Source organism: Thorsellia anophelis DSM 18579, assembly GCF_900111395.1.
GTDB classification, from domain to species: domain Bacteria; phylum Pseudomonadota; class Gammaproteobacteria; order Enterobacterales; family Thorselliaceae; genus Thorsellia; species Thorsellia anophelis.
The window spans coordinates 1-12,510 of sequence record NZ_FOHV01000048.1 but is presented as its reverse complement, the minus strand read 5'-3'; the positions used below and the strand labels follow the sequence as shown (position 1 = coordinate 12,510).

Genomic DNA, 12,510 nt, shown 5'->3' with positions numbered 1-12,510 from the left:
ATCTTTATTAAGTACATTTCGATTCCCTAATAAAGCAGAGCGCACTGCGATTTTAGCAAGACGTGATGCACTGCGTGCTAAGATGGATGCACAGACATCTAAAGATAAAAGCAAACGGCACGTAGTATTAAAAGACCTGTTATAGCTTGTATCAATCTAAGTAAATTCAAGCACGAAGTGATGTGATGTAATTAGAGGAATAAAAGTCTCTCGTTACAACAATTCGCTGAATTTATGTCTTGTATAGCAATAGTTTTATTAAATAATAACAGCTTATCAGTGAATTAATATTTACGGTGATTTGAGCTAGTTTATATCGGTTGGGTATAAGGGGACGAGTAAGTTTATTATTAAGTAATTGATTAAAAAATATTTTCTTGGGGTGATGCAGTGATTTTAATTGGATAAAATACTTTACTCATTGAAATAAATGACTAAATTTCATCCTTAATCAATGTATGCTTGTACCCTGGATGGGTAGTAAAATAATAATGTATTTAGTTTTACAATAGTTGCAAGTAATTAGTTTCAAGCTTAGCAATTTCTAGTTGATTAGGATTAAACATATCGCTGATTGTTGTTTAATAATAAATTGAATAAGATTTCTTTAAGGATATATTATGGCAAAACAGCCCGTACGGCTTGGGGATAATACCACACACGGTGGAAAAGTTATAACAGCTTCGTCAACAATGATTTTTGAAGGGGTAACTGTGGCACTAGTTGGTGATTTAGTCAGTTGTCCCATAGATGGACATGGTATAAATCCAATTATTGAAGGCTCATCAGAATGGTTTTCTGATGGTAAAGCAATTGTAGTTGATGGTTGTAAATCTGCCTGTGGTTGTAATGTGATTAGTAGTAGTAATTCTTCAATTGGTTAAGGTAAATGCTGAATAAAAGAACATTATGAAAAAGACTTTATGGCAGAACAAATTTAATCACCTATAGATAATACTACTTCTCATACAAATATCACCTTCAAATAATTACTTATTCAACAAATACTTCTCAAACTCAATGTACTATTTTAAATGTGCATAAGTAGCTAATAAATCAAATATTTAGAAATGTAAACTTAAGTGTGCAGCTACAAATTAATGTTTAAAAATAGGTTCAATTTATCAATACGCATATTCACAAGTTTATACAATTAACGAGATGAGTATTATTTAATGCTCTGCTGAATTTGGAAAAAATCATTAATTAATTGAACTCGCCTATAAAACTATCCATATTGTACTCAATCGTGCTGAATACTATCCTTTTGATCTTAAGGTAGATAACGCATTTGATGTTAGTATTTTGATACTGGAAGGTAATGAAAGAAAATGTAGAAATATTAAAAAATCACTATCGAAAGTGACGATTCGAGGGGTTATTTAAGCTTATTTTTAAAATAACTCTATCACTATTATTTAGAATTTCATAGAAGGTTGACTGACAATTTTATGCGTTAAAAGCTAGATATTAATTTTTATTGAGAAAAATAACATTATCTTATACGTATCTGTTCAAAAAAAACAAAGGGGTTTCAATGAAGTTTGTCAGTTTATTTAAACGAACACCATTACTGATTCGTTGTGTTGCAATGTTTCTTGCCTTAGTGGCAGCAATTTGGATACTCCTCTTCTTTATCCAAAAGTATTATACGTTCACATTACCTATAACGAAACATCACTTTGTTCTAATAGCCAGTGGGATATTAACGCTAGTTTACTTATTATTCGAGATGATAAAAAAAATGTTTTACAATTTTGGTCGGGATACTTCCGATAAATTCGAGCCAAATAATGTTCATGGTGAAGTGAGTATTAAAAGTAGTGACGATAATAAAATGATTGATATTGTGCATAATTATCTTTTCCAACATTACGGACGTTTTTGGCGTAATCGAATTAAAATTTATTGTGTAATAGGCCAAAGTGAAGAAGTAAACCATCAATTACCTCATCTTATTGAAGAGGGATGGCAAGAGCATAATGGAGTGTTGATTGTTTGGGGAGGTGAAGCATTGGCACCAATCGACAATACAACTCTGATGTTTTTTGAACAATTCCACGTTAAGCCATTTGATGCTATTGTCTGGTTGGCATCTGCCTCCGTGCTTAAGCAAACTCATGCTGTTAATCAGGTTGTGATGCATCTTATTAAAAGAGAAATTTCACTCAGATGGCGAGCCCCACTTTATACTATTGCATTGTATGAGCAAGATCGTGGCTTTCAAAATAGATGGGATCACACAGTCGGGATAATTTTACCAAAACATCCGACCAATAAAATGATAAAGAATCAATTAAATTCACTGGTTATACCGCTAACATCATTAGGGATGCAATCTGCCATTGCTAAGCAAGTTAATGTTAATCAAGTTGATTCTAATCCTAATCCTAATCCTAATCCTAATCTAAGTCCAAATCCTAAACCTATGCTAAATATTTGGATATCTATTGCAAATCAGCTTATTAAAGAGGATTCGGAATTATTTAGTAACTCATTTGCGTCAATGTTCAATAGGAGTCGAAGCATTTATTTAAAAGGTGTGTTATTTTCAATTAACCGCTATTCAAAAAATAGTCAAAGTAGTGATTTGATGGAGATGGCTAACCGCTCTAAAAATAGTTGGGTACCTGATCTCACATGGCAAGGTATCATTGATACTACTGATGATGAAGCAGCCGCCTTAGGTTTTAATTGGGTTTATATCAGCCAACTCACATTCTTAGCCCTATTACTCAGTTGGAGTGCTGGTTCTCTGATGTCTTTTATGTCTAATAGGCAAACTATCACATCCATTGATGAGCGTATGCAAACCTTATCAATGATTAATGTAACTTCAGAAACAAAGCTATCTGAACAGTTGACATTACAACAAGATATTGAACGCTTAAATCATCAACTTCAAACAGGTTTGCCTCTTTTTTCTCGGTTCGGTCTTAATCGGCATGAACAGCTATTAAACCGCCTTTGGGAACATTATGAATATTCTGTGTTGCCTTTTCTACAAAAAGGAAGTGAAGATAACCTGCGTCAGCACTTACAGGCTTGGTTAGCCTTACCACCTAACAGCCCAAAACGAACCCAGCAGCAACAAGTAAGTTATAATGCACTCAAAACCTATCTAATGTTGACTCAACCCTCAAAAACAGATGCTAATTTTTTGCAGCATAATTTGACTCATCATTGGCAGCAACAATCAGAGATCAGTGAAGTCATCTGGCAATCAACAGGTTATAAATTATTAGGATTTTTTGCTGATCATTTACATCAGCATCCTAATTGGGCGATTAAACGAGATGATGACCTTGTTGCAAGCGTTCGGACGGCATTATTACGCCAAATTGGGATAAGTAATGGTGAGACAAATCTTTACCAAGCTATTTTGCGTAATGCATCTCGGAATTATTCAGAGTTAACGCTTGATCAAATGGTTGGTGATACGGATTACAGCGCATTATTTTCTTTGCAAGTTGAAGAGGGTGAATTTGGTGCTATTCCTGGGATGTTTACTCGTCAAGCTTACGAAGAACAAATTCAAAAAGCGATTGAACAAGCTGCTAATGCAAGGCGAGAGGAAATTGACTGGGTGCTGAGTGATAATCCAGACAGTATACAATCGACAGATACGCCAGAAGCACTTGCTGCACGTCTAACTGAGCGTTACTTTATTGATTATAGCAGTGCATGGTTACAATTTTTGAATCGATTACGCTGGCGCGATGCAAGCAGTTTATCAGATTCGATTGATCAACTCACTTTGTTAGCGGATTCTCGGCAATCACCATTGATTGCGTTATTTAATACCATTTCATTTCACAGCCAAGCAGGGATAAAAACAGTCGGTTTAGGAGACTCATTACTCAGCTCAGCACAAAATGTGTTTAAAACTGAAGACCGCGGTCCAAGAATTGAAACTGAAGAGGAGCTTAATCAACAAGATGCGATGGCGGCGACCTTTACACCATTATTGAATTTGATGTCTACGCAAGCAGGCAATAATGAACTTAGTTTACAGGCGTATATTACGCGAATTACTCGCCTAAGACTAAAGTTGCAACAAGCAGCCAATGCCCCAAACCCTGATGCGATGATGCGTGCGCTGGCACAAACTGTATTTCAGGGCACCTCTGTCGATTTAAGTGATACTCGCGATTATGGTCGATTAATGGCAGAAACATTAGGTGCTCAGTGGAGTGGATTGGGACAGTCCTTGTTTGTGCAGCCTCTAGAGCAATCTTGGCAACAAGTGCTGACTCCAACAACAGAAAGTTTAAATACACAATGGCAGCAGTCAGTTGTTGATGAATGGAACAGAGCATTTCAGGGAAGATTTCCTTTCACAAATAGTAGCAATGATACCTCTCTTCCTCTGTTAGGGCAGTTTATACGACCAGATAGTGGCCGGTTAGACCAATTTTTTAGTCGCCAACTAGCAGGGGTAATGCAAAAAGAGGGCAACCGCTGGGTACCTAATGTACTCAATACCCAAGGTATGTCATTTGATCCTGATTTTATTAATGCAATCAATCAGCTTGCAGATATTGCGGAAATTATGTATCTGACAGGTGACGCATCCATACGCTTTGAATTATTAGCAAGACCTAGTAACGGTGTGTCAGAGACCCAACTACTAGTGGATGGACAACATCTGCGTTATTTTAATCAAGTGGAGAGTTGGCAACCATTCACGTGGCCCGGAAATTTACTTACAACAGGAGCGCGTTTAAATTGGAGCCAAGAAGAAGGCGGCATGCGTATTTATGCGGAACATCCAGGACCATGGGGATTTATTCGCTTATTACGACAAGCTAAAGTCAAACAACTTGATAGCAGCACTTATCAGCTTACGTTTAATCAAAAAAATGGTCCGAGTTTGATATATATTTTACGCACCCAACTCGATAGTGGTCCTTTAGCCTTATTATTACTACAAGATTTTAAGTTACCTAAACGTATTTTCTTAACGGGAAATGGTGAATTGAACACTGTTTCTTCAGTAGACGAAGCGCTCACAAATGGAAAGCGTACAGTCTATAACTATGGTGACATTCCACAGGCTTGGCAAGGTGATGAGGAACCATCAGATTAAGATGTTAACTCTATATATGATTTAAAAAATACACAGAAATTGCCAAGTGAATTCGATGATAATCCTATTAACAGTGTTTTACTGTGAAATTCGGATAAGCGAATTCATAGCCGAAATGATTGCACCGGAGCTGAATTCAAATTGTGCTTAACCAAATAAAAAGAATGCATCAAGGAAATTGTTGCATATCCGCTTACCAATAATTTTAATTTTACTAGCTTAGACTTTCCAATAGATACAGCAAAAAATACTTATAAATCAAAGTGTAAGTCTGATTGAAGGGTGGTTATTCACCAGATTCGCTAAGTAGTACTTTAATTTGATATCAGAATAATAAATGGACACAATATGTTAAATACCCTAATGACTCAATGTTTCAACGAAGATAGTCGTGCATTACTCCATGCTGAAACCCAAATTACCCTTTGGGAACGTTGGTTATTGCCTATTCGACCCGATGCCCCAGTTGGCGATGATCCCAATTATGATGATGCGTTCCAAGCATTACGTGAAGAAGTAAATAAACTGTCGGGTGCTGATATCAGTCTTGTTTTAACACTCTGTGAAACTTTATTAACGGAACAATGTAAAGATGTGCGTGTTGCTAGTTATTATATTTGGGCTAGGCTTCATCAAGATGGAGAGAAGGGATTAGCAGAAGGATTATCATTACTTGCAGGGTTGGTGTTTCAATTTGGTGAGAAACTCTTACCGAGTCGCCCTGCAACAAGAGTATCTGCCATCCAATGGTTGAGTAGCCCCAAAGTTCTTGGGAGTTTATCTCTCTATCCTGAAGTCGATAAACAGGATTTTAGTGATGCGATTGCTTCACTTTATTATCTCGCAAAGCAGTTTTCCAATTGGCAAGCGGATAACCAGCCTGAACTTAATGGACTAATTGCTGCGATGGAAAACCGCTTAGTACAAGCGGGTGGATTAGATGCAACGGTGCCGCAAAATGCGGGCAGTCAAAGCGTAAAAGCCACTGTTTTTAATAGTGGGAATAATAATACACCGCCAGAAGTGAAAACGGTGCAATCAGGGAGAGATTTATTAGAACAAACCAAAGCACTTGCTAGGTATTTACGAGAACAACCGCAAGGTTGGCTCGCAAGCGCTAGATTAATCCGAGTCGTGCGTTGGGATACAGTACATCAATTACCACAAGTTGATGCACTTGGCCGCACGAAGTTAAACTCCCCAAGACAAGAATTACGGCAAAAACTTAAACGGCTGTACCTCAATCAACATTGGTTAGAGCTTTTAGAACAAGTGGAGCTTATTTTTACTGAAGGTGTGAATCATTTCTGGCTAGATTTACAGTGGTACAGTGCGCAGGCACTACAAAAACTTTCAAGTCCCTACGATGACTGGTTAGTCGTTTTAAATCGTGATGTAGTCAGTCTGCTCGAACGATTGCCAACATTGGACACGTTTGCCTTTCAAGATGGCACACCTTTTGCGGATGATGTGACGCAGACATGGCTTGCAAAATTAATTGAACCCATGACCGTTGACTTACCGACTCAAACAGTAACAGACAATGACGCTAGGGATATTCTCGCGTTAGAGAATGAAGCAATACATCTGGCAGATACTGAAAATGTCGACTCAGCATTGCGTTGGATTAGCCAAATTCCTGGTGTATACAGTGCAAAAAGTCGTTTTTTGCAACGCTTATTAATGGCACGCATTGCCGAACAGTATGGTAAGCAAGAGATGGCAATCCATCTTTTATTACAACTGATAGGCGAAAATCCAAATAAGACAACGGCACATTTTGATTTGGCTGAATGGGAACCCGATTTATTATTTGAAGTGTATGCGAGATTATTAAAATTATTGCGCAGTAAACATTCACGAGATACAGACAAAACCCTTTTTCAGCAACGTACTGAGCCGTTACTAGCTGCGTTAATTCGAATCGATCCTGTACGCGCATCAGTACTTTGCGGTTAGTCAACACTCACTGTCATGAACAATTTCACTAATTTTTTGAGTTAATAAAATGGATAATCAAACCTTACGTTACTATGAAGCTGAGATGCGTTATTTACGAGAAGCAGGAAAAGAATTCGCCGAAGCATTTCCTGATCGCGCAGCGCTTTTAAACCTCGATAGAGTGGGCGATCGAGACCCCTATGTTGAACGATTATTTGAAGGCTTTGCTTTTTTAATGGGGCGATTACGCGAAAAGTTAGATGATGATCTTCCTGAGTTAACAGAGGGATTAGTCAGTTTGCTCTGGCCTCATTATTTACGAACAGTCCCGTCAATGGCAATTGTGCAACTCTCCCCTGATAAGCTTACACTTAAACAAAGTGAGAGGCTTTCAGAAGGATTTGAAATCGAGACGGATGCTGTTGGATTAAAACGAACACACTGCATTTATCGTACTACACGTCCAATTGTATTGCGTCCTTTTGAAATTGCCAGTTTTACTGTAGGTCAAGCATTAGATGGACGCTCAATGTTAACGCTACGTTTCTCAACAGCGTCAGATGTAGATTGGGATGCCGTAGATTTAGATTCAATCCCCCTCTATTTACATGCAGATGCCCCTATAAGTTCAGCGCTTTATGTTGCATTAGTCCACAATATCCAGCAGGCATATTATCGGTTACCTGAGTTAACTTCTGAGAGTCGAACAATATCGTTAAAATTTACGCCGATGGGGTTTGCATCAGATGATCCATTATGGCCTAAAGGTGATGCTTCTTTTAGTGGATATCAATTGTTATTAGAGTATTTTACTTTTCGTGACAAGTTTATGTTTGTGGGATTAACAGGTCTCAATCAGCTTCCCCTCAGTAAGGGAACACGAGAGTTTGAGATTGATCTAGTTTTAAGTGAACAGTGGCCAGTGGATTTTCCACTCAATGCAGATAATTTGAAGCTTCACGCTAGCCCAGTCATTAATTTATTTACGATTGAATCTGATCCAATGAGTCTTTCTAGCTTTGAACATGAGCATTTATTAAGGCCACTACGACTTCAAGATGGACACACTGAGATTTATTCGGTAGACAGAGTTGCATCTTCAAAACGAGCAGAGGGAAGCGAATATGTACCATTTACCAGTTTTAGACATCGTGGGGGGATGCTTAGGCAAGATGCGCCTGAACGCTATTTTCACACCCGTATGCGTCGCGGCGTCTCAGGTTTACATGATACATGGTTGATTTTAGGGGGAGATGGACATGAGCAAGATCGTTTTGACAAGGAAGAGACACTTTCACTAAATATTACCTGTACAAATGGTCAATTACCTCGAAAAGCTTTGCGAGGCGCCCGTTTTACAAGAATGCCTCATCAACCACCGATACCGATTACATTAAATCATCTCACTGCACCAACTTTACCTTGTTACCCGCCTGCAAATGATCGCTTCCACTGGAGACTACTTAGTCACCTTGGTACGAATTTTTTAAGCATGATGGATAATCCAGAAGTATTGAGAGGAACGCTGGCATTGTATGATTGGACTGAAGATGAACTCAATCAAAGACGTTTAGAGAGTATTGTCGATGTTAAACATAAACTGATTCAACGTTTTGAACGTGGCTTTTTGATGAGAGGAGTTTCAATTACGGTCACGATCGACCAAAAAGGATTTACAGGTGAAGGCGATATTCTGTTATTTGGTGAACTTTTGAATCTTTTTTTTGCACTTTACGCTGACGTACATCTGTTTAATCAACTTACTATACAAATTATTCCGACAGGGAAACAGCATACATGGAACGAAAATCACAGTCAGCATATTCCGGGATAGATAAAGAATCAGGCCAGAATAATGAATGGTTAACGCCAGAACTCGCTAAACAACTGCCTAAAATTAATTTTTTTCGGTTTTGTCAGTGGATTGAGCATCGTACGAATACACGTTTAGGAGAAAATCAAACACCTAAGGCAGATGTATTACGATTTCGTCCACATCCTGGCATGGGATTCCCAGCTAGCGAACTTAAATCAATTACTGTTGATGAATACTTTCCAGAACAAGCCCCAAGCGTAATGACAACATTCTTAGGTTTATACGGAGTGGATTCTCCCTTGCCAACTAATTATGTCGATGACATTGCCCAAGGGCGTGAGGGAACAGACGCGGTTAAGGGTTTTTTAGATATATTTAATCATCGAATAACAACACATTATTACCGTATTTGGAAAAAGTATAACTATCCAGCTACATTTGAACATGGAGGGGAAGATGCGACTTCGCAATGCTTGCTAGGATTAATTGGCTTAGGGATTGATGGATCAGCTTCTCGTTTAGGCACACCACTATCACGTTATTTAGCCTTACTTGGTCCTATGCGTCTTCCAACTCGTACCGCTGAAGGGCTTCATGCATTAGTCAAATTATTGGCGCCTAATACAGCCACTCGGATTACCCCCCATTACCCTGTTCGTATTGTATTAGATGAGCCTGTTCAATTAAAACGTGGTGCTTCAGTTAATCTTGCTTCACGTGCAGTGCTCGGTAAAACGGGAGTGGATTGCAATAGTGAATTAAAACTAGAATTAATTACTGAAGATCCTCGTGAAGCAATAGGTTGGTTACCTGATGGACAGATCTATCAGGATTTATTATTGCTTATGCGCGGTTATCTAGGGTATAGATGTACAGTGAGGCTTGTATTGACTGTCCCTAAACGCATTTTACCAGCTGCACAAATTGGGCAACATCGTGCACAACTTGGTCGTACTGGGATTTTAGGGTGGAAAGGGCAGTTGGATGAATTACCTAGCAACGATGATTTAGTTACAAGCAATGTCGAAACTGATCTAAAGCTCATAACCGTAACACTTGGGCGTTATGCAGGGCTACCATCTTAATGAACTATCAATATCGTTATATCAATATTAGCCTATCGCGTTTAATCAAAAATAGTGTTTATTAAATTGAATTTAATTTAATAGACGCATTACATTAACCAAACCACCTATTTAGAAAACAGGGCAAAGCCACTATGTTATTTCATTTTAACCATTCTCAAAGACTCTCCAATTATTTTTGTAGCAAAAAACGCATTAAAATATATAAATTTTTCATCATGATTGTAGCTGTTTTCTGCGCCACAGCCTGTGGACTAACTCAATCTATCAAAGAAGGATCAAATGAGTTGGCTCAGAGTATTTTCTACAAAACAGTTAAAACCCTTCGTTTAGATATTGTTCCCAGAAGCGATATCAACCAGGATGATAATCAGCACGCACTTTCCATGGTATTGCGAGTTTATCAATTAAAAGATCGCAAAACATTTGACCAGTCAGATTACCAAACATTATTAACTAATGATAGTCAGGTCTTGGCACAAGATATGCTTGCACGTCGTGAATTGACTATTCGACCAGGTGCGAATGCATCGGTCACACAAGCAATGGAAGAATCGACTCAATATGTAGCTATTATCGGATTATTTAGAACACCTGATTTAGCATTGGACAATTGGCGATTAGTGATTGAACGCAGTGCATTAGATGCAGACAAAGCTACGGGAATTGAAATACATTCAAATTACCTAGATTTTGTGGTTAAACCAACTGCTAAATAAAAGAACAGAATGAATTTTGAATAATAAAACCAGGTAAAACTTAAAATTAAGACAGGAGTATAAGTTGTGAATCCTTCATTATATGAAATGTTAACACTCAATTTTAGTGATGAATTACCAATTGAGCAAGTTAATCAGAAAGACCAAATTATTTTATCGGTTATGGATAATATTCAACGTATTTTAAATACTAGACGCGGCGCCATTACACATTTAAGTGAGTATGGATTGCCAGATTTTAGTCATGTCTTACAAGGTTTACCCGCTAGCGCACATCAATTAATTGAGAATATTACACGTGCAATTGTGCGTTATGAACCAAGATTAAGAGGGATAGAAGTGCATTTATTACCTTCAGATGCAATTGGACATTTAAGCTATTCAATGATATTAGAAATTGATCAAGTCGGACGTGTTGATTACCAATCAGATTTTACACCTGAGGGCCGTGTAGTTCTAAGGCATTTAAAGCAACAAGGCCGCATAGATGATACCTGGTAAAGTAGAATATATATACCAAATTCCAGTATATAGTCATTAAAAGAGATTCAATTTCCATCTTATATTAGCCTTTTTTACCTGATTTACTCCAAGGACAGTCAATATGAAACTAAATTCTGCTATTGAAATTCGCACGGGTAGCGATCCTCGCCAACGTACTGAATTTATTCAATTGCGTGATGAAATCCAAAAGCTAACCCACCCAGCCAGACCTGATATTAATTGGGGAAAAGTAGAGCAGCTTTCGCTCACACTATTTCGTCAGCATGGCGTTGAATTACAAACCGCGGCTTACTATACCTTAGCCAGAACTGAAAATTTAGGTTTAATCGGATTAGAAGAAGGTTTAGCTATCATTGTACGGCTTAGTAGCCAGCAGTGGAGTGTATTATGGCCTCAACCTACTCACGCTCGAGTTGAAATTTTAGCTTGGCTCGCAGAAAGATTACATCAAGTATTACGTACACTCGCCATTTATTATGCAGATATCGCTGTTGTTTATCGTTTAGAGGCATTATTAGCTGAACTCTGTGAAACATTAGAACGTTTAGAGTTAAAACATCTTAGTAAACTTGATAGCTTACGTCTTTTTATGCATAACGTCGCGAAGAGACTTGAGCAGATTGATGGTACTGAGTTACAACAAACTTATTCATCAGGTACTACACCCACATCAAATGATCAAAATAGTGCAATAACAAATCCTACATCAACTGATTCAGTTAATGAACAACTTGTATATATTGCAAAAACGGATGATGAACTTTTATTCAGCCCTACGTTGAATGTAATCGTTCCTGATAATGTACAAATAATTGAACCTTCAAAACCTGAATTAAAACCAGGTTTTTTTTCCCGTATGAGAACCCCTATCTTGACATTTATTATGGGTATCTTGATCGGAGGCTATGGATTGACATTAGCAAAACCATATTGGAACGCATATCAGCTGTTACCACTTAAAACAGCAATTTTGAATTCAAGTACATTGCCCTCAAGCAAGCTGACATCTGAACAACTTGAACTTATGGCTATATTGCCTTTAGAAAAACGTGAAATGATACTCGCTAACATCCAAAAACAGCACTTTAGTCAAAGTGAAGTATATTTAACAAAACTCAACCAGGCTTCCCCTTTATGGCTATTGCAACAAGGTGATACTCTGCTTAGGTAAAATGAGGAAATATTTGGTGATATAGCACCTGTACTAAAACAGATGCAGACTTGGAAAACTGAACGTGAAGAGAATGCCGTAAGTCTTTCAGAACTGAATGGATATTATCATGCACAGCTTCAATTGCAAGATTTAGCAAATAAATTGAATGAACTTGATACTAAAAAAGGGAAATACCTAACAGG

At 37.8% G+C, this 12,510-nt stretch carries 9 protein-coding genes; all 9 read left to right on the top strand.

The annotated features are described in order from the left end of the window. The first annotated feature begins 620 nt into the window (after positions 1-620). A complete protein-coding gene (locus BMW37_RS14405) occupies positions 621-884 on the top strand; it encodes a PAAR domain-containing protein (protein ID WP_093322618.1) in 264 nt (87 codons plus the stop codon). A gap of 653 nt (positions 885-1,537) precedes the next feature. Further along, the gene (locus BMW37_RS14400) at positions 1,538-5,089 is read left to right on the top strand and encodes an ImcF-related family protein (protein ID WP_093322616.1); all 3,552 of its coding nucleotides are present in this window, start codon (positions 1,538-1,540) and stop codon (positions 5,087-5,089) included. 348 nt (positions 5,090-5,437) lie between these two features. Next, positions 5,438-7,048, top strand: a complete 1,611-nt coding sequence (tssA, locus tag BMW37_RS14395; protein ID WP_093322613.1) for a type VI secretion system protein TssA — start codon at positions 5,438-5,440, stop codon at positions 7,046-7,048. 49 nt (positions 7,049-7,097) lie between these two features. Then, the gene (gene tssF / locus BMW37_RS14390) at positions 7,098-8,864 is read left to right on the top strand and encodes a type VI secretion system baseplate subunit TssF (RefSeq protein ID WP_093322611.1); all 1,767 of its coding nucleotides are present in this window, start codon (positions 7,098-7,100) and stop codon (positions 8,862-8,864) included. Then, positions 8,828-9,931: a type VI secretion system baseplate subunit TssG gene (tssG, locus tag BMW37_RS14385; RefSeq protein ID WP_093322608.1), complete on the top strand. Its 1,104-nt coding sequence runs from the start codon at positions 8,828-8,830 to the stop codon at positions 9,929-9,931. The genes tssF and tssG overlap by 37 nt, the downstream gene beginning before the upstream one ends. A gap of 134 nt (positions 9,932-10,065) precedes the next feature. Next, positions 10,066-10,650 (top strand): type VI secretion system lipoprotein TssJ, encoded by a 585-nt coding sequence (tssJ, locus tag BMW37_RS14380; RefSeq protein ID WP_093322606.1) that lies wholly within the window; start codon positions 10,066-10,068, stop codon positions 10,648-10,650. A gap of 66 nt (positions 10,651-10,716) precedes the next feature. After that, complete coding sequence (tssE, locus tag BMW37_RS14375; RefSeq protein WP_245711086.1) at positions 10,717-11,151, top strand: type VI secretion system baseplate subunit TssE; 435 nt, start codon at positions 10,717-10,719, stop codon at positions 11,149-11,151. Positions 11,152-11,254: 103 nt separating this feature from the next. After that, the gene (locus tag BMW37_RS14370) at positions 11,255-12,325 is read left to right on the top strand and encodes a type VI secretion system ImpA family N-terminal domain-containing protein (RefSeq protein ID WP_093322603.1); all 1,071 of its coding nucleotides are present in this window, start codon (positions 11,255-11,257) and stop codon (positions 12,323-12,325) included. Positions 12,326-12,367: 42 nt separating this feature from the next. Then, on the top strand, positions 12,368-12,510 hold a 143-nt coding region (locus BMW37_RS16080), incomplete at its 3' end, for a VasL domain-containing protein (RefSeq protein ID WP_425441806.1).

Excerpts from the sequence above, each read along its gene's own strand:
- BMW37_RS14405 (WP_093322618.1), top strand. The coding sequence starts at position 621 with ATGGCAAAACAGCCCGTACGGCTTGGGGATAATACCACACACGGTGGA.
- BMW37_RS14400 (WP_093322616.1), top strand. The coding sequence starts at position 1,538 with ATGAAGTTTGTCAGTTTATTTAAACGAACACCATTACTGATTCGTTGT.
- tssA (WP_093322613.1), top strand. The coding sequence starts at position 5,438 with ATGTTAAATACCCTAATGACTCAATGTTTCAACGAAGATAGTCGTGCA.
- tssF (WP_093322611.1), top strand. The coding sequence starts at position 7,098 with ATGGATAATCAAACCTTACGTTACTATGAAGCTGAGATGCGTTATTTA.
- tssG (WP_093322608.1), top strand. The coding sequence starts at position 8,828 with ATGGAACGAAAATCACAGTCAGCATATTCCGGGATAGATAAAGAATCA.
- tssJ (WP_093322606.1), top strand. The coding sequence starts at position 10,066 with ATGTTATTTCATTTTAACCATTCTCAAAGACTCTCCAATTATTTTTGT.
- BMW37_RS14370 (WP_093322603.1), top strand. The coding sequence starts at position 11,255 with ATGAAACTAAATTCTGCTATTGAAATTCGCACGGGTAGCGATCCTCGC.